Genomic DNA, 17,881 nt, shown 5'->3' on the forward strand with positions numbered 1-17,881 from the left:
GGGGGCGAGTTTCAGTGTGCCGGGAGGGGGCGGCGGGCGGCAGGGCCCTTCGTCGGAGCCCCGGGTGTGACGTTGCTCTCCTGAAGCGGTTGGGGCCGTGCCGCGCAGGGCACGACGGCAGGCAGGCCCAGCGGTGCGGGCGGCAGGGGGAGGCGGCCTCTGCTCACCGTGCCGGCGGCACGGGTCACTGTCGGCCGTGTGGGAGTCTGATCGGCGGTCCGGGAGAAGACGCCGGAGGAGAGTAAGGCGAGTGTTGTGCTGACAGTGACCTCTGTGAACGTGAACGGGCTGCGTGCCGCTGCCAAGAAGGGGTTCGTCGAGTGGCTCGGCGACACCACGGCCGATGTGCTGTGCCTCCAGGAGGTGCGCGCCGAGCCGCAGCAGCTGCCGGACGAGGTCCGTGCGCCCGAGGGGTGGCATGTCGTGCACGCGCCCGCCGCGGCGAAGGGCCGCGCCGGTGTCTCGTTGTACACGCGCCGCGGGCCGGACCGGGTGCGGGTGGGCTTCGGGTCGGCCGAGTTCGACGGCAGCGGGCGCTATGTGGAGGCCGACCTGCCGGGTGTCACCGTCGCGAGCCTGTATCTGCCCTCCGGGGAGGTCGGCACCGAGCGGCAGGACGAGAAGGTGCGGTTCATGGCGGAGTTCCTCGTCTACCTGAAGGAGCTCAAGGTGCGGGCCGCCGCCGACGGGCGCCACGTCGTCGTCTGCGGCGACTGGAACATCGCCCACCAGGAGGCCGACCTCAAGAACTGGAAGGGCAACAAGAAGAACTCCGGGTTCCTGCCGGAGGAGCGCGCCTGGATGAGCGAGGTCTTCGAGGAGTACGAGGACGTCGTACGGGCCCAGCACCCCGGTGTGGAGGGGCCCTACTCGTGGTGGTCCTACCGCGGGCGCGCCTTCGACAACGACACGGGCTGGCGCATCGACTACCACGTCGCGACGGCCGGCCTCGCCGAGCGCGCCGTGAAGGCGTACGTGGAGCGGGCCGCGACGCACGCGGAGCGGTGGAGCGATCACGCGCCCGTGACCGTGGTCTACGACCTGTAGGCGTCCGCCAGGGGGGTGGTCCTCGGCGGGACACGGTCACAAAGTCCGGCAGAGGGCTGTCCCGGGCCCCGCCCGGCATGGCAGATTGCGGTCGCGTACACGACCAACTGCCGTGGATCCGGGGGTACTTCGTGTCGGCCATGCCTACGAGACGAGCCGTGGTGCTGGGCGCCGCGGGGGCCGGGATCGCGGCGGCGCTGCCCGCCGCGGCGGCGCACGGGGCGAGCGGGAGTCCGGTCCCGGCCGGGACGCCGCCGGTGCTGCTGACCGAGCAGGCGTCCAGGCGCATCCTCGTCCTCGACCCGCGGCGGCGCGTGTGGGACCCGGCCGCCGACCCGTCGGTGGTGCGGTGGCAGTTCTCGCCGCTCGGCGATCCGCGGTACGGGGACCTCCAACCCGACGTGAGCTGGGTGTATCCGTGCGAGGCGAAGGTGCGGGTGCACCGGAAGCGTACGTATGTGCTGACAACGGCGTCGTTCGGCTTCGTGGCGGTCGTCGAGCATCCGTCGGGACGGCGGTACTGGGGCACGGGGCTCGGGCCCGGGGACGACCTGTTCAATCCGCACAGCGCCGAGATCCTGCCCGACGGCAATGTGGCCGTCGCGTGCAGCACGGGCGCGCTCGTGCGGCTGTACGCGGCTTCGCAGGGCCCGCGCGCGAAGCGGTACGCGGAGGCCGTGCTCAAGGGCGCCCACGGGCTGCACTGGGACGGCGCGCGGCGGGTGCTGTGGGCCATCGGCGACGACGAGCTGGTGGCGTACGAGGTGGGCGGCACCGCCGCGCGGCCCGCCCTGACGCCGACCTTTGCGGTCGGCCTGCCGGTGGGGACGCCGGGCCGCACGCCGGGCGGGCACGATCTCTTTCCGGTGGCGGGGCGGCCGGGGCGGCTGTGGGTGACGACCAACGCGGCCGTCTTCCAGTACGAGATGAGCGGCGGGGCCTTCGTGCAGGACTTCGCCGGGGCCGGGGAGATCTCGCGGAAGTCGGTGAAGGCCGTCGGTGACGATCCCCGTACCGGGCAGGTCGTGAGCACCGTGCCCGAGCGCGGCCTCGGGGAGACGTGGTGGACGACGACGGTCGGCGTCCATCGGCCCGCGAGCGGCTACAAGCTGGTCGGCGGCGGGATCTACAAGGCGCGGTGGTGGCTGCCGCGGTGAGGGTTCCGCCGGTCAGGGCTTCTTGAGGCGGCGGTCCAGGGCCATCGAAAGCTCCGCCTCCACCACGGCCTTGGCCACCGGGCGCAGGTCGTCGAGGTCCGTCTCGGCGGTGGCGGGGACGTGGTCGCGCAGGACGGTGACGAACAACTCCGCCAGCGCGTCAGCGTGTTCACGCACCCGCTGCCCCGCCTCCAGGACCGCCGCGAGCGGAACTCCCTTGCGCACGAGGGTGGATGACGCGTCCAGGAGGCGGCGGCTGATGTGCACCAGCTCGTCGCCGTCCGTGCCGAGATAGCCGAGGTCCAGGGCGGCGACGAGGTTCTCCGGGGTGACCTCGCCCGCGAAGTGGTCGGCCAGTTCCTCGGGGGTGAGGCGGACCGGCTGTTCCTCGGTGGGCTCGCCGAGGCCGAGGAGTTCGCCGACGTCGCGGCCCTTCTCGAAGGCGTCGGCCAGCTCGGCGATGCCGTTCAGGGTGTGGCCGCGCTCAAGGAGCGCGGCGATCGTGCGCAGCCTCGCCAGGTGGTGCTCGTCGTACCAGGCGATGCGGCCCTCGCGGCGCGGCGGCGGGATCAGCCCGCGCTCACGGTAGAAGCGCACGGTGCGCACGGTGATGCCGGCCTCCGCGGCCAGCTCCGCCATGCGGTATTCGCGGACGCCGCCTTCGCCTTCCCCTTGGTCTGCCACGGGGGGAAGCCTATGTCGTACCGTCGGTAACTTTCGCTGGCCGACCCCTACCCATGAGTACGTACGTGTTCTACTCTCCCCATTGCGCCAGTAGTTACTGGCAGAGTCGTGTACTTCGGGAGGCGGCGGCATGGCCGAGCGCGAGCGTGGCCCTGAGCAGGGGCGCGAGCACGAGCACGTACGGGTGGCGGTGATCGGTTCCGGGTTCGGTGGCCTCGGGGCCGCCGTGCGGCTGCGCCGGGAGGGCATCACCGACTTCGTCGTCCTGGAGCGGGCCGGCGCGGTGGGCGGCACCTGGCGGGACAACAGCTATCCGGGCTGCGCCTGTGACGTGCCCTCGCACCTCTACTCGTTCTCCTTCGCGCCCAACCCGGACTGGCCGCGCACCTTCTCCGGGCAGGAGCACATCCGGGAGTACCTGGAGCATGTCGCCGACACCTTCCGGCTGCGCTCGCACATCCGCCTGAACACCGAGGTCGAGCTGATGCGTTGGGACGGCGCCCGGCTGCGCTGGGTCATCGAGACCAGCGGCGGGGTCCTGACCGCCGACGTCGTCGTCTCCGCCACCGGGCCGCTCTCGGACCCCAAGACGCCGGACATCCCGGGCATCGACACCTTCCCCGGCAAGGTCTTCCACTCCGCCCGCTGGGACCACGACTACGACCTGAGCGGCAAGCGCGTCGCGATGATCGGCACCGGTGCCTCCGCCATCCAGATCGTGCCCGAGATACAGAAGAAGGCCGGCCGGCTCACCCTCTTCCAGCGCACGCCGCCGTGGGTGATGCCGCGCGCGGACCGTGCCATCACCGGCGTGGAGCGCTGGCTGCACAAGCAGCTGCCGTTCACCACCCAGGCCCGGCGCGGACTCCTGTGGGGCATCCGGGAGTTGCAGGTCCAGGCGTTCACCAAGCGGCCGAACGAACTCGGCATGGTGGAACAGCTCGCCAAGCGGAACATGTACCGCGCCATCAAGGACCCGGCGCTGCGGGCCAAGCTGACCCCCACGTACCGCATCGGCTGCAAGCGCATCCTGCTCTCCAACACCTACTACCCGGCGCTCGCCAAGCCGAATGTGGACGTCGTCGCCAGTGGTCTGGCCGAGGTGCGCGGCAACACGGTCGTCGCCGCCGACGGCACCGAGGCCGAGGTCGACGCGATCATCTTCGGCACCGGATTCCACGTCACGGACATGCCGATCGCCGAGCGCGTCGTGGGCGACGAGGGGCTCACCCTCATGGAGACCTGGAAGGACGGCATGAACGCGCTGCGCGGCGCGACCGCCGCCGGCTTCCCGAACTGGATGACGATCATCGGTCCCAACACCGGGCTCGGGAACTCCTCCATGATCCTGATGATCGAGTCCCAGTTGAACTACATGGCCGACTACCTGCGCCAGCTGGACGTCCTCGGAGGCCGCGCCGCGCTCGCCGCCCGCCCGAGCGCCGTGAGCGCCTGGAACCGCCGGGTGCAGGAGCGGATGAAGCGCACCGTGTGGAACACCGGCGGCTGCACCAGCTGGTACCTCGACGCGAACGGCGTCAACACCACCGTCTGGCCCGGCACGACCACCGAGTTCCGGGCGGCGACGCGGCGCGTGGACCTCAACGAGTACGAGGTGCTGCGGGCGCCGAAGGAGACACCGCCGTCCCACAAGAAGAGGGAGTCCGACGGCGCGAAGGTGGAGGCCGGGGCATGAGCAGGCTGACCCGCCTCGCGGACGGGCCCTACGCGCCGCCCGCCCCCGCGCGCGAACTGACCGCCGTCTCCGCCGACGGGGCCCGCATACACGTCGAGGCACATGGTCCGGAGGAAGCGCCCGCCGTGGTGCTCGCCCACGGCTGGACGTGCTCGACGGCCTTCTGGGCCGCGCAGATACGTTCCCTCAGCGGTGACCACCGGGTCATCACGTACGACCAGCGGGGACACGGGCGCAGCGCCGCGCCCGCGGACCCCGAGGGGTACAGCACGCGGGCGCTCGCCGACGACCTCGAAGCGGTCCTCGCGGCGACGCTCGCGCCGGGTGAGAAGGCCGTGCTCGTCGGGCACTCCATGGGCGGCATGACGATCATGGCCGCGGGCGGGCGCGAGACCTTCCGGGAGCACGCCGCCGCCGTCCTGCTGTGCAGCACGGGCAGTTCGAGCCTGGTCGCCGAGTCGATGGTGGTGCCGCTGCGTGCCGGGCGGGTGCGGACCCGGATCACGCGGTCCGTGCTCGGCTCACGTGCGCCGCTCGGGCCCGTCACGCCGCTGTCCCGCCGCATCCTCAAGTACGGGACCATGGGCCCCGGTTCGGCGCGGGACAAGGTCGACGCGTGCGCGCGGATCGTGCACGCCTGCCCGACCGCCGTGCGCCACGGCTGGTCCCATGTGCTCGCCACGCTCGAACTGGATGTCGAGGTGGGCGCGTTGCGCGTGCCCACGGCCGTCCTCGCGGGGCTGGCCGACCGGCTCACCCCCGTCGTGCACGCGCGGCGGATCGCCGCCGCCCTGCCCGACTGCGTGGGGCTCACCGAACTGGCCGGGGTCGGGCACATGACGCCCATCGAGGCACCGGACGCCGTCACGGCACGCATAGCGGAACTCGTCGCAACGTACGTACAGGTGAAGGAGGGCGCATGAGCAGGGTCAGCCTGGAGGGACAGGTCGCGGTCGTCACGGGCGCGGCGCGCGGGGTCGGTGAGCTGCTCGCCCGAAAGCTGTCGGCGCGCGGCGCGAAGGTCGCGCTCGTGGGCCTGGAGCCGGACGAGCTGAAGCAGGTGGCGCAGCGGCTGCACACCGAGGCCGACCACTGGCACGCGGACGTCACCGACCACGAGACGATGGCGCGGGTCGCGCGAGAGGTCAAGGAGCGCTTCGGCAAGGTCGACATCGTCGTCGCGAACGCGGGCGTGGCCGGCGGCGGGCCCTTCGTGGAGTCCGACCCCGTGGCGTGGCGCCGCGTCATCGAGGTCAACCTCATCGGCAGCGCGGTCACCGCCCGCGCCTTCCTGCCGGTCCTGATGGAGAGCCGCGGCTATCTGCTCCAGATCGCCTCGCTCGCCGCGATCACGCCGGCGCCGATGATGACGGCGTACTGCGCGTCGAAGTCGGGCGTCGAGGCGTACGCGCACGCGCTGCGCGCCGAGGTCGACTACAAGGGCGTCAAGGTCGGCGTCGGCTATCTGTCCTGGACGGACACCGACATGGTGCGGGGCGCGGACCAGGACGAGGTGATGCGCGAGCTGCGCCAGCGGCTGCCGTGGCCGTCCAACAAGACGTATCCACTCGGCCCGGCGGTGGACCGCATCGTCGCCGGCATCGAACGGCGCTCCAGTCATGTGTACGCGCAGTGGTGGCTGCGGGGCATGCAGGGCATTCGCGGCTATCTGCCGGGTGTCATCGGCGCGGTCGGGCAGCGCGAGATGCGGCGCTTCGAACCACGGCTCGCCAGTGTGCCGACGGGCCTGGTGGGAGCGGGCGGTTCGGCGGACGAGGCGGCGCGGGCGAGCTGAGCGGTCCGGCCTCCGCGGTCGCGCGAGAAGGCCCCCGGCGTCCCGGGGGCCTTCTCGCGCGTGGGTGCGCCGCGGGTCAGATGTCGTAGTCCTGCTCGAACCTGTCCCGCTGTTCGCGCGCGGTGTCACGGGCCTGCGAGGACCGCTCCGACGCCTCGTCCCGGGCCCGGGTGCCGCGCTCGCGCATGTCGTCACGGGCCTGCGAGCCGCGCTCGCGCGCCTTGTCCTTGTCGCCCGCGCGGCTCTTGGCCTTGTCGGCGAGGTCCTGAGCCTTGTCCTGGAACTGGTCCTTGATGCCCATGCTGTTCACTCCCGTTGTGGGTGAGGGGGTTGGGGCCTCGACCAGATTTACATGGGTGGACATTCGCCGCATTTCGATCAACTACGGAGCGTCAGGGGAGCATCGGCGGGTGCGTCAGGAGCGGGGCGGCAGCGGAGGCCGCCGACGGTCAGGCACGTCGGAGTAGCCGGGCGGGGCCACCGCCGGGTGCCGCTCCAGGAGGTCGAGCGCCACCCGCACCGCGTCGTCGAGCTGGGCGTGCCGCCCCTCCGCCCAGTCCAGCGGCGTGCGCAGCGCCTCGATGTCGGGGGTCACGCCGTGGTTCTCCACGGACCAGCCGTACGCGTCGAACCAGCCCGCGTTCATCGGCACCGTGATCACCGTCCCGTCGCCGAGCCGGTGCCGTCCGGTCATGCCGACCACGCCGCCCCAGGTGCGCTGCCCGACGACCGGGCCGAGCCCCAGCAGCTTGAAGGCCGCCGTGATCATGTCGCCGTCCGATGAGGTCGCCTCGTCGGCCAGCGCCACCACCGGGCCGCGCGGCGCGTTGGAGGCGTACGAGACGGGCTGGGCGTTGCGCGTGAGGTCCCAGCCGAGGATCTTGCGGGTGAGCTTCTCCACCACCAGCTCGCTGATGTGGCCGCCCGCGTTGCCGCGCACGTCGACGATGAGGGCGGGCCGCGACACCTCCAGGCGCAGGTCCCTGTTGAACTGCGCCCAGCCGGAGCCGCCCATGTCGGGGATGTGCAGGTATCCGCACTTGCCGCCGCTCAACTCCCGGACGACCTCACGGCGTTTGGCCACCCAGTCCTGGTAGCGCAGCGGGCGTTCGTCGATGAGCGGGACGATGGCGACCCGCCGCGGGCGCCCCTCGCCCTCCGCCGGGCGGAACGTCAGCTCGACGGTCGTGCCGCCCGCCGCCGCGAGCAGCGGGTAGGGGCCGGTCACCGGGTCGACGGGGCGGCCGTCGACATGGGTGAGGACGGCGCCCTCGCGGATGCCCGAACCGGCGAGCGGGGAGCGCGCCTTGGAGTCGGAGGAGTCGCCGGGCAGGATCCGCTTCACCAGCCAGCCCTCGTCCCTGCGTACGAGATTGGCGCCGAGCAGGCCCATCGCGCGCTGGTAGTGCGGCGGGCCCTCGTTGCGGCGGGCCGGGGAGACGTAGGCGTGGGAGGTGCCCAGCTCGCCGAGGACCTCACGGAGCAGGTCCGCGAACTCGTCCGGGGACGCGACGCGTTCGACCAGCGGCCGGTACTGCGCGAGCACCCCGTCCCAGTCGACGCCGCTCATCCCCGGGTCCCAGAAGTAGGCGCGGATGATCCGGCCCGCCTCCTCGTACGCCTGGCGCCACTCGGCACCCGGGTCGACCTCGTGCAGGATGCGGCGCAGGTCGATCCAGACCGTGGTGTCGCTGTCGCCCTGCTCGGTGGCGGGCACGGCGGTCAGGTCGCCCTCGTCGACGACGACGAGCCGGGTGCCGTCGCCGCTCGGCGCGAACCAGTCCAGGTGCTGCACGAGTTGGGACTTCTTCGCCTTGGCGATGTTGAAGTGCTCCAAGGTGGGGCGGCCCGACGTGTCGGCCGGATTGGCGAAGGTCTCGCCGAGCGCGCCCGAGATCGGCCAGCGCAGCCAGACCAGGCCGCCGCCGCTGACCGGTTGCAGGGCCGAGTACTTCGACGCCGCCACCGGGAAGGGCGTGACCCGTGCCTCCAGGCCCTCGGTCTCCACCGTCGTCGTGCCGTCGCCCCGGTTGTCGTCGGCCGGGTCGAGGCCGCCGGCCGCCGGGCGCCCGTCGGGCAGCAGCGCGAAGGGGGAGGGGATCGCCGACGAGAGCGGTACGAGGTAGGGGCGGCAGCCGAGCGGGAAGGACAGGTCGCCGGTGTGCACGTCGTAGACGGGGTCGAAGCCGCGCCAGGAGAGGAAGGCGAGGTAGCGGCCGTCGCGGGTGAAGACGGGGTTCTCGTCCTCGAACCGGCCGTTGGTGACGTCCACGATCGTGCGGGGACCCGGCCCGGCGATGCGGGCCAGTTTGATCTGCCGCAGGGAGCGGCCGATGCCCGGGTGCGACCAGGCGAGCCAGGTGCCGTCGGGGGAGAAGGCGAGGTCGCGTACCGGCCCGTTGATGGAGCGGATCACCTCGGTGACATCGGCGGCCTCGGTCCTCTCCACGTCCCCGGCGTCGGCCTCGGTCTCCCCCGGGGCCTCGGGGGCGGTCTCCCCGACCTCGCGCAGCCTGCGGTTCATGGCGGCGGTCTCCTGCTCGTCGGAGACCGTGACGAGCAGGAGGCGGCCGTCGTTCGAGGCGATGGCGAGGCGCTCGCCGTCGGGGTCGGAGACCATCTCCTGGACGCGGCCGAGGCCACCGGTCACCAGCCTGCGCGGCCTGCGGTCGCCGGTGGCGCGCGGCAGACCGGCGATCTCGACGGCGTCCTCACCGTCGGCGTCGGTGACGTACGCGACCTGCCCGCCGGTGCCCAGCATCTCCGGCAGCCGCACGCGTACGCCCGGGGTGTCGGTGATCGTGCGGGCCGGGCCGTCCCGGTGGGTGAGCCAGTAGAGGCTGCCGCGCACGACGACGGCGCTGGCCCGCCCCGTCGTGTCCACGGAGAGCGCGTCGATGTGCTGCGCGGCCGGCACCTGGTAGATCCGCCGCCCGGAGCGGGGCCCGCCGAGCCGCACGTCGAGGCGGCGCGGCGCGGAGTCCGCGGTGAGCGCGTCGACCAGCCAGACCTCGCCCGCGCACTGGTAGACGACGCGCGTGCCGTCGCTGGCGGCGTGCCGGGCGTAGAAGGCGTCGTGGTCGGTGTGGCGGCGCAGGTCGGAGCCGTTGGGGAGACAGGAGTACAGATTTCCGACGCCTTCGTGGTCGGAGAGGAACGCGATGCGTCCGGCCACGAACATGGGGGAGTCGAGGTGGCCGTCGAGGTGAGCGAGGATCCGCTTGCCGTGCATCCACAGGCGGCCCGTCGCGCCGCCCCGGTACCGCTTCCAGGCGGCCGGTTCGTGGGGCGGCTTGCCGGTCAGGAGGAGCGTCTTGCGGTCGCAGGCGCCGGTGCCGCCGTCGGCGGGGGCGCCGGTGAGGGTGTCGGTGACCGCGATGTCGGCGACCGGGCCCCAGGGCAGCTTGCCGCCGGGGGAGCCGTCGGTCGGCACGCTGTAGGCGAAGCAGAAGTGCGAGAAGGGCTCGCCGTGCGAGGACACGGCGAGGATGTGGCCGTCGGGCGACCAGCCGCAGACCCGGGTGTCGGTGCTGCCCCAGTACGTCAGGCGGCGCGAGGGCCCGCCGGCCACCGGCGCCAGATGGATCTCCGGGTCGAGGCTGCGCCAGCTCGTGTACGCGATGTGGCGGCCGTCCGGCGAGAAGCGGGGGTGGCCGATCTTGGTCCGGTCCGCGGTGAGCCGCCAGGCCCGGTCGGCGGGGACGCCCTCGGGGGTGAGGGGGGCCACCCAGAGGTCGTCCTCGGCGGCGAAACAGAGGCGGTCGCCGCTGACATGGGGGAATCGCAGGTAGGCCCGGTCGGTCTGGCGGGCCTGTGCTGCCTGGGCTTCGTCGCGCTCGTCGGTCACCTCACCATGCTTTTCCGCTCCGGGGGCCCCGGCAACTCGTGACCGGGCACGTGACCCAGACCACGTACGAAACAGTTTCGTTTCGTTGGGCGGCTGGGTACGGTGACCGTGTACGAAACCGTTTCGTACGAGTTCATACGAGCAAGAGGTGGGGACCATGGCTGAGGCGGCGAGCGCGCGGCGCAGCAGGATCACGCCCGAGCGCGAGGCCGAACTGTACGAGGCCGTGCTCGACCTGCTCCGCGAGGTCGGCTACGACGCCCTCACCATGGACGCCGTGGCGGCCCGCACCCGCTCCAGCAAGGCCACCCTCTACCGCCAGTGGGGGAGCAAGCCCGAACTGGTCGCCAAGGCGCTGCGGCACAACAAACCCGCGTCGCTGGCGGACATCGACACCGGGTCGCTGCGCGGCGACCTGAACGAGATGGTGGCCCGCTCGGACGATTGCCAGATGGAGAAGGACGCCGCGCTGATGCGGGGTCTGTTCCACGCCGTGCACGAGAACCCCGAGCTCCACCAGGCGCTGCGGAACCTCCTCATCGAGCCGGAGCTCACCGGCCTGAACGCCCTGCTGCGCAGAGCGGTGGAGCGCGGTGAGGTCGCCGCGGACAATCCGGCCCTCGAGTACGTCGTACACATGATGGTCGGCGGCTTCGTCGCCCGGGACCTCATCGAGGACCGCCCGGTCGACCAGGCCTTCCTCGCCTCGTACCTGGACGCCGTGGTGCTCCCCGCCCTCGGCGTCTGACCAGCCCCTCTCGCGACACCCCCGTACCTGACGCGACCGCTCACGTCGTCGGGCTCACCTCCCCTGCCCGCGGAAGACCCCCGCTTCCGCGGCCACCACGACCTGACCGGGAGTACGCCCTCGTGGCCACTTTCCTCTACAAACTCGGCAAACTCGCCTTCCGGCGACGGCACTTCGTCGCCCTGATCTGGGTGGCGCTGCTCACCCTCGCCTGGGTCGGCGCGGCGTCGGCGCCCACCGCCGCGTCCAGCTCCTTCTCCATACCGGGCACGGAGGCGCAGAAGGCCTTCGACCTCCTGGAGAAGCGGGCCCCGGAGGCCAGCGCCGACGGCGCGAGCGCCCGCGTCGTCTTCAAGGCGCCCGACGGCGAGAAGGTGACGGACCCGGCCAACAAGGCCGAGATCGTCAAGACCGTCGGCGCCCTCAAGACCGGCTCGGACCACGTGGCCCGCGCCGACGACCCGTTCCGCGCCAAGACCGTCAGCAAGGACGGCTCCACCGCGTACGCCTCCGTCTCGTACAAGGTCACCTCGATGGAGCTGACCGACGAGGACCGCGACGCGCTGGAGAAGACCACCGACAAGGCGCGGAAGTCCGGGCTCACGGTCGAGGTCGGCGGTGACGCGCTCCAGGCCATGCCCGAGACCGGCTCCACCGAGATCATCGGCATCGCGGTCGCCGCGGTCGTCCTCGTCATCACCTTCGGCTCGCTGATCGCGGCCGGGCTTCCGCTGCTCACCGCGCTGATCGGGGTGGGCATCGGCGTCTCGTCCATCACGGCGCTCGCGAACGCGCTGGACCTCGGCACCACCACCTCGACGCTCGCCATGATGATCGGCCTCGCGGTCGGCATCGACTACGCGCTGTTCATCGTCTCGCGCTACCGCGGCGAACTCGCCGAGGGCCGCGACCGTGAGGAGGCGGCGGGCCGTGCCGTCGGCACCGCGGGCTCCGCGGTCGTCTTCGCCGGGCTCACCGTGGTCATCGCGCTGGTCGGCCTCGCCGTGGTCAACATCCCGATGCTCACCAAGATGGGCTTCGCCGCGGCCGGCACGGTCGTCATCGCCGTCCTCATCGCGCTCACCCTCATCCCCGCGCTGCTCGGATACGCGGGCAGGCGGGTCATGCCCATGGGTGAGAAGAGCAGGCTGTTCGGCGGCAGGAAGGCCGCGCGGGCCGACGGCGAGAAGCCGGACAACGGGGGCGAGAAGCCGAACATGGGCACCCGCTGGGCCCGCTTCGTGGTCCGCCGCCCGGTCGCGGTGCTGCTCGTCGGCATCGTCGGGCTCGGCGCCGCCGCCATCCCGGTCTCCCACCTGGAGCTCGGTCTGCCGGACGACGGCGCGCAGCCCACGTCCACGACCCAGCGCAAGGCGTACGACCTGGTCTCCGACGGCTTCGGTCCTGGCTTCAACGGTCCGCTGATGGTCGTCGGCGACCTCCGGGGCGCCGACGACCCGAAGGCGGCGGCCGGTGAGATCACCAAGACGATCTCGAAGCTCGACGACGTCCTGACCGTCGCCCCGCCCATGTTCAACAAGGCCGGCGACACCGCGATCATCAGCGTCGTGCCGTCGTCCAAGCCGAGCGGCATCGAGACCGAGGATTTGGTCCACTCGATCCGCGGCACGGGTGCGGAGATCACCTCCGACACCGGCGCCGAGATCATGGTCACCGGCACCACGGCCATGAACATCGACGTCTCGCAGAAACTGAACGACGCCCTGCTGCCCTATCTGGCGCTCGTCGTGGGCCTCGCCTTCCTCCTCCTGATCGTCGTCTTCCGCTCGGTCCTGGTCCCGCTCAAGGCGGCCCTCGGCTTCCTGCTCTCGGTCCTCGCGGCCCTCGGCGCGGTCGTCGCGGTCTTCCAGTGGGGCTGGCTCGGCTCGCTCTTCGGCGTGGAGCAGACAGGACCGATCATGTCGATGATGCCGATCTTCATGGTCGGTGTGGTCTTCGGCCTGGCGATGGACTACGAGGTCTTCCTCGTGACGCGCATGCGGGAGGCGTACGTCCACGGGGAGCGGCCCGGCCAGGCGGTCGTGACCGGCTTCCGGCACGGCGCCCGGGTGGTCTCGGCGGCGGCCGTCATCATGATCGCGGTCTTCGCGGGCTTCATCGGCTCCAGCGAGCAGATGGTCAAGATGATCGGCTTCGGCCTCGCGATCGCGGTCTTCTTCGACGCGTTCGTGGTCCGCATGGCGCTGGTGCCCGCGGTCCTCGCGCTGCTCGGCGACAAGGCGTGGTGGCTGCCCAAGTGGCTCGACCGCGCGCTGCCGAACGTCGACGTCGAGGGCGAGGGGCTGCGCACGGCGGCAGAGAAGGAGGCCGGCCGCGAGGCGGGCGCCGAGCGGGAGCCGGTACGGGTCTGATCCCGTCGGGGGTCAGCGGGTGACCGGGGTGGCGGTGGCCGCGTAGGTGCGGCGCAGGAAGCGGATCAGGGCCGAGGCGTCGAACTGGACGACCGTCACCCCCTCCCTTGCGTGGAACTCCACGATCGTCTGCACCCGGCCGCACGGCCAGATATGCACGTCACCGGCGGTGACCGGGGCCCGCAGGCCCTGTTCGAGCAGCTGCCGGGCGAAGGTCCACTCGTGACGGCCGGGGAGGCCGATCCGCACCGTGTGCGGGTCGGCCTCCGCGTCGTAGCGCAGGACGACGGGCACCGCGCGGTGGCCCTCGGAGGAGTCCGTGACGAGGTGGGCACGTGCGTACTGCTCGACTGCGGACATCGCTGAACTCCTCGTCCCGGCGTGCGTGCGCCGCCGTTGCCGCGTACTTCCTCACCAATGTCCCATATGTACGCCTATCGCTCCGGGCGCGCGGCGCGGGCCGCGCACCCCGGGCGTAGCCGTATTGGGACCGCAGTGCTCTTGCAAATCGTTCGCAACAAGGACCTATCATTGAACGGTTTGGTCCAGAGCGGTCTGCCCCTGCCAGGGCCCCTGCCCAGGAGTGCGCCCATGCATGTCCCCGACGGATTCATCGATGCCCCCGTCTCCGCCGCGGCCGGGCTCGTCGCCGCGGGTGCGGTGGCCCTCAGCCTCAAGGGCGCACGGCGTGAGCTGGGGGGTGCCGCCGGTTCGAGCGTGGCCGGGAGCGAGGGAGAACGGACCGCGCCGCTCGCCGGGCTCGTCGCCGCCTTCATATTTGCCGTGCAAATGCTGAACTTCCCTGTCGCGGCCGGGACCAGCGGTCACCTGCTCGGCGGCGCGCTCGCCGCGATCCTGGTCGGCCCTTTCACCGGCGTCCTGTGCGTCTCCGTCGTGCTGCTCATGCAGGGCGTCCTCTTCGCGGACGGCGGGCTGACCGCGCTCGGCGTGAACATCACTGACATGGCGGTCGTCACCACCGTCGTCGCCTACGTGGTCTTCCGCGGCCTGGTGAAGGTGCTTCCGCGCGGGCGCCGCTCGGTCACGGCCGCCTCCTTCGTCGCGGCGCTGCTGTCCGTGCCCGCCGCCGCGGTCGCCTTCACCCTCATCTACGCCGTGGGCGGCACGACCGACGTCTCCCTCACCAAGGTCGCCACCGCCATGGTCGGCGTGCACATCCTGATCGGCGTCGGCGAGGCCGCGATCACCGCGCTCACCGTCGGCGCGGTCATCGCCGTACGGCCCGATCTCGTGTACGGGGCGCGCGGCCTGACGCGGCCGCTGAAGCTGCGGGTCGGCGGGGAACTGGTGGACGCCCCTACAGCCACGGCACCGACGCCGTCCGCCGTGCCGGCCCGCTCCCACCGCAAGCTGTGGCTCGCGGGCATCGCCACGTCCCTCGTCCTCGCGGGCGTCGTCAGCTTCTACGCCTCCGGGAACCCCGACGGCCTGGAGAAGGTCGCGCACGACAAGGGCATCGACAAGAAGACGGAGGACCACGCCACGGCGGACTCGCCGCTCGCGGACTACGGCGTCAAGGACATCACCGACGCGCGCCTTTCCGGGGGTCTGGCGGGCGTGATCGGCGTGGGTGTCACGGTGGTCGCGGGGTCGGCGGTCTTCTGGGCGCTGCGGCGCCGGGGAGCGGGGGCGGCGTCCGCGGTGGCTGTGCCGGAGGCCGACGGCCTGCCCGGGGCGGCCGGGGTAACCGGGACGGCCGGCGCGGGCGAGGCGGGTGGCGCCGGTGGGCGGGCCGCGTCCGGGGAGGTCTGACGTGGGGGCGGGGCATGCCCACCGGCTCTATCGGCGCGCGCACTCGCCGGTGCACGCGCTGCCCCCGCACACCAAGCTCGCGGCGGTCTTCTGCTTCGTCGTCGTGGTCGTCTCCACGCCCCGTGAGGCGATGTGGGCCTTCGGGCTCTACGCCGTACTCCTCGGGGTGGTCGCCGGTGCCGCCCGCGTCCCCGCCGGGTTCCTGCTCAAGCGCCTGCTGATCGAGGTCCCGTTCGTGGCCTTCGCCTTCCTGATGCCGTTCGTGGCGCAGGGCGAACGCGTCGACGTACTCGGCCTCTCCCTGAGCGCGCACGGTCTCTGGGGCGCCTGGAACGTCCTCGCCAAGGGGACCCTCGGCGTCGCCGCCTCCGTACTGCTGGCCGCCACGACCGAACTGCGCGAGCTGCTCCTCGGCCTCCAGCGGCTCAAGCTGCCCCCGCTGCTCGTCCAGATCGCCTCGTTCATGATCCGGTACGGCGACGTCATCACGGACGAGATGCGCCGCATGAGGACCGCCCGGGAGTCACGCGGCTTCGAGGCGCGGGGCGTGCGGCAGTGGGGCGTCCTCGCCAGGTCCGCCGGGGCGCTCTTCATCCGTTCGTACGAGCGGGGGGAGCGGGTGCACCTGGCCATGGTCAGCCGGGGCTACACCGGGTCGATGCCGGTCATCGACGAGGTGACCGCCTCGCGGGCGCAGTGGACGTACGCGCTGGCCCTGCCCCTCTCCGCGCTCGCCGTATGCCTGTTGGGATGGACCCTGTGACCGTGACGACCGCACCCTCGCTGGAAGTGGCCGGCCTCGCCTTCGCCTACCCCGACGGCCATCAGGCGCTGTTCGGCGTCGACTTCACCGTCGCGCGAGGCGAGCGCGTCGCCCTGCTCGGGCCGAACGGCGCGGGCAAGACCACCCTCGTCCTGCACCTGAACGGCATACTGACCGGCGGCGCCGGGACCGTGACGGTGGCCGGGCTGCCCGTCGGCAGGAAGCACATGGCCGAGATCAGGCGCCGGGTCGGCATCGTCTTCCAGGACCCGGACGACCAGCTGTTCATGCCGACGGTCCGCGAGGACGTGGCCTTCGGGCCCGCGGCGGCCGGCCTGCGCGGCCCGGAGCTGGAGGCCCGCGTGCTGAAGGCGCTCGGCCAGGTCGGCATGGCGGAGTTCGCCGACCGCCCGCCGCACCACCTCTCCTTCGGGCAGCGCCGCAGGGTCGCGGTCGCCACGGTGCTGGCCATGGAGCCGGAGATCCTGGTCCTGGACGAGCCGTCCTCCAACCTCGACCCGGCCTCGCGCCGCGAACTGGCCGACATCCTGCGCTCGCTGGACGTGACGGTCCTGATGGTCACGCACGACCTGCCGTACGCCCTGGAGCTCTGCCCCCGCGCCCTGATCCTCAGCGAGGGCGTGATCGCGGCGGACGGCCCGACGGGCGAACTGCTGGCCGACGAGGCCTTGATGAGCGCCCACCGCCTGGAGCTGCCGTTCGGTTTCGATCCGAGGACGGTGGCCCCCGAAGCTTCGATGTGAAGCCCGCCGTCGCGCACAGCCCGGGAATCCTCGGCCCGGGGCCGCTGTTGGCCTTGTCATGAATGACATGGACGTGACGGGTGGGGTGCACGGCACGGTGGCCGCCGGCTTCGAACCGGTTCGCGACGCCTTCGTGCGCAATTTCAGCGAGCGGGGGGAGCGCGGCGCCGCCGTCACCGTCTACCGGGACGGACGCAAGGTCGTGGATCTGTGGGGCGGCACGAAGGACGTCGACGGGGACACCCCGTGGGAGTCCGGTACCGCGCAGGTGATCCGCTCGGCCACCAAGGGCGTGGCCGCCGCCGCGCTGCTCCTGCTCCAGCAGCGCGGCGAACTGGACCTGGACGCGCCGGTCGGCACCTACTGGCCGGAGTTCAAGGCCCGCGGCAAGGAAGGCGTCCTCGTACGGCACGTCCTCGCGCACCGCGCCGGGGTGCCCGCCCTCGACCGTCCGCTCACGCCCGCCGAGGCGCTCGACCCGGATCTCGCGGCGGCCGTTCTCGCCGCGCAGGCCCCGTTCTGGGAGCCGGGCACCGGCCACGGCTACCACGCGCAGACCTACAGCTGGCTCACCGGCGAGCTGGTGCGGCGCGTGACGGGCAAGGCCGTGGGGGAGTGGATCGACGCCGAGATCGCCCGGCCGTACGGCCTCGGCCTCTGGGTGGGCCTGCCGGAAGCGGAAGCCGCGCGGGCCGGCCGGATGGGACGTATCGAGCCGCCCACCGTGCCGGGTGCCCTGCGGGCCCGCCCCAAGCGGAACGTGGCGCAGGCCTACGCCGACCCCGCATCCCTGACCCGCCGCGCCTTCGGGGCGATCGATCCGCTGCCGGACGAGAACGACCCGGCGTACCGGGCGGCGGCCCTGCCCGCCTCCAACGGCATCGCCACGGCGGACGGCCTGGCCCGGTTCTACGCCGCGCTGATCGGCGAAGTGGACGGAGCGGCCCGGCTGTTCGCCCCCGCGACGGTGGACGCGGCCAGGACCGAGGCGTCGGCGGGCCCCGACCGCGTCCTGGTCGTCCCCACCCGCTTCGGCCTCGGCTACATGCTGCACGGCGGCGCCTCCCCGCTGCTGTCCCCCGCCTCCTTCGGCCACCCCGGCCGTGGCGGCGCCCTCGGCTTCGCCGACCCGGAGTCGGGCATCGCCTTCGGCTACGTCACCAACGGCATGAACAAGGGCGTGACGGCGGACCCCCGCGCCCAGGCCCTGGTCAGGGCCCTGCGGCAGGCGTAGG

General features: G+C 72.4%; 15 protein-coding genes. 11 read left to right on the plus strand and 4 right to left on the minus strand.

Translation table 11 applies throughout. The features are described from left to right. Positions 1 to 255: 255 nt before the first annotated feature. Positions 256 to 1,047: an exodeoxyribonuclease III gene (locus ACF062_RS34710; RefSeq protein ID WP_392143568.1), complete on the plus strand. Its 792-nt coding sequence runs from the start codon at positions 256 to 258 to the stop codon at positions 1,045 to 1,047. Positions 1,048 to 1,187: 140 nt separating this feature from the next. Continuing rightward, positions 1,188 to 2,204 carry a DUF6528 family protein gene (locus tag ACF062_RS34715; RefSeq protein ID WP_392143569.1) on the plus strand — a complete coding sequence of 339 codons (1,017 nt, stop codon included), beginning with the start codon at positions 1,188 to 1,190 and terminating at the stop codon, positions 2,202 to 2,204. A gap of 12 nt (positions 2,205 to 2,216) precedes the next feature. Here the strand turns inward: ACF062_RS34715 and ACF062_RS34720 are convergent, their stop codons facing one another. Next, positions 2,217 to 2,843 (minus strand): MerR family transcriptional regulator, encoded by a 627-nt coding sequence (locus ACF062_RS34720; protein ID WP_392143818.1) that lies wholly within the window; start codon positions 2,841 to 2,843, stop codon positions 2,217 to 2,219. A 175-nt stretch (positions 2,844 to 3,018) separates the two neighbouring features. On the opposite strand from ACF062_RS34720, the gene ACF062_RS34725 reads away from it, so the two are divergent. The 3 genes from ACF062_RS34725 to ACF062_RS34735 are packed head-to-tail and all read left to right on the plus strand — an operon-like array spanning position 3,019 to position 6,379. Beyond that, positions 3,019 to 4,584 carry a flavin-containing monooxygenase gene (locus tag ACF062_RS34725; RefSeq protein ID WP_392143570.1) on the plus strand — a complete coding sequence of 522 codons (1,566 nt, stop codon included), beginning with the start codon at positions 3,019 to 3,021 and terminating at the stop codon, positions 4,582 to 4,584. Then, positions 4,581 to 5,507 carry an alpha/beta fold hydrolase gene (locus ACF062_RS34730; protein ID WP_392143571.1) on the plus strand — a complete coding sequence of 309 codons (927 nt, stop codon included), beginning with the start codon at positions 4,581 to 4,583 and terminating at the stop codon, positions 5,505 to 5,507. The genes ACF062_RS34725 and ACF062_RS34730 overlap by 4 nt, the downstream gene beginning before the upstream one ends. Next, complete coding sequence (locus ACF062_RS34735; RefSeq protein WP_392143572.1) at positions 5,504 to 6,379, plus strand: SDR family oxidoreductase; 876 nt, start codon at positions 5,504 to 5,506, stop codon at positions 6,377 to 6,379. The genes ACF062_RS34730 and ACF062_RS34735 overlap by 4 nt, the downstream gene beginning before the upstream one ends. A gap of 76 nt (positions 6,380 to 6,455) precedes the next feature. Here ACF062_RS34735 and ACF062_RS34740 read toward each other — a convergent pair whose 3' ends face one another. Both ACF062_RS34740 and ACF062_RS34745 read right to left on the minus strand, forming a co-directional pair. Beyond that, positions 6,456 to 6,680, minus strand: a complete 225-nt coding sequence (locus ACF062_RS34740; RefSeq protein ID WP_392143573.1) for a hypothetical protein — start codon at positions 6,678 to 6,680, stop codon at positions 6,456 to 6,458. 114 nt (positions 6,681 to 6,794) lie between these two features. Continuing rightward, a complete protein-coding gene (locus ACF062_RS34745) occupies positions 6,795 to 10,226 on the minus strand; it encodes a S41 family peptidase (protein ID WP_392143574.1) in 3,432 nt (1,143 codons plus the stop codon). 157 nt (positions 10,227 to 10,383) lie between these two features. Between ACF062_RS34745 and ACF062_RS34750 the strand changes: the two genes are divergently transcribed. Both ACF062_RS34750 and ACF062_RS34755 read left to right on the plus strand, forming a co-directional pair. Beyond that, positions 10,384 to 10,974: a TetR/AcrR family transcriptional regulator gene (locus tag ACF062_RS34750; RefSeq protein ID WP_223775120.1), complete on the plus strand. Its 591-nt coding sequence runs from the start codon at positions 10,384 to 10,386 to the stop codon at positions 10,972 to 10,974. Positions 10,975 to 11,096: 122 nt separating this feature from the next. Beyond that, on the plus strand, positions 11,097 to 13,346 hold the full coding sequence (locus ACF062_RS34755; RefSeq protein ID WP_392143575.1) for an MMPL family transporter: 2,250 nt from the start codon (positions 11,097 to 11,099) through the stop codon (positions 13,344 to 13,346). A 12-nt stretch (positions 13,347 to 13,358) separates the two neighbouring features. Here ACF062_RS34755 and ACF062_RS34760 read toward each other — a convergent pair whose 3' ends face one another. Then, positions 13,359 to 13,706: an SsgA family sporulation/cell division regulator gene (locus tag ACF062_RS34760; protein ID WP_392143576.1), complete on the minus strand. Its 348-nt coding sequence runs from the start codon at positions 13,704 to 13,706 to the stop codon at positions 13,359 to 13,361. Positions 13,707 to 13,937: 231 nt separating this feature from the next. Between ACF062_RS34760 and ACF062_RS34765 the strand changes: the two genes are divergently transcribed. The 4 genes from ACF062_RS34765 (at position 13,938) to ACF062_RS34780 (ending at position 17,880) form a co-directional block, all read left to right on the plus strand. Then, positions 13,938 to 15,119, plus strand: a complete 1,182-nt coding sequence (locus tag ACF062_RS34765) for an energy-coupling factor ABC transporter permease (protein ID WP_392143577.1) — start codon at positions 13,938 to 13,940, stop codon at positions 15,117 to 15,119. A gap of 1 nt (position 15,120) precedes the next feature. Next, positions 15,121 to 15,882, plus strand: a complete 762-nt coding sequence (gene cbiQ / locus ACF062_RS34770) for a cobalt ECF transporter T component CbiQ (RefSeq protein ID WP_392143578.1) — start codon at positions 15,121 to 15,123, stop codon at positions 15,880 to 15,882. Continuing rightward, positions 15,858 to 16,646 (plus strand): energy-coupling factor ABC transporter ATP-binding protein, encoded by a 789-nt coding sequence (locus tag ACF062_RS34775; protein WP_392143579.1) that lies wholly within the window; start codon positions 15,858 to 15,860, stop codon positions 16,644 to 16,646. Before cbiQ ends, ACF062_RS34775 begins: the two co-directional genes overlap by 25 nt. 67 nt (positions 16,647 to 16,713) lie before the next feature. After that, positions 16,714 to 17,880: a serine hydrolase domain-containing protein gene (locus tag ACF062_RS34780; protein ID WP_392143580.1), complete on the plus strand. Its 1,167-nt coding sequence runs from the start codon at positions 16,714 to 16,716 to the stop codon at positions 17,878 to 17,880. Position 17,881 lies beyond the last annotated feature (1 nt).

The sequence above is a fragment of the Streptomyces sp. NPDC015345 genome (genome assembly GCF_043078805.1).
Taxonomy (GTDB): domain Bacteria; phylum Actinomycetota; class Actinomycetes; order Streptomycetales; family Streptomycetaceae; genus Streptomyces.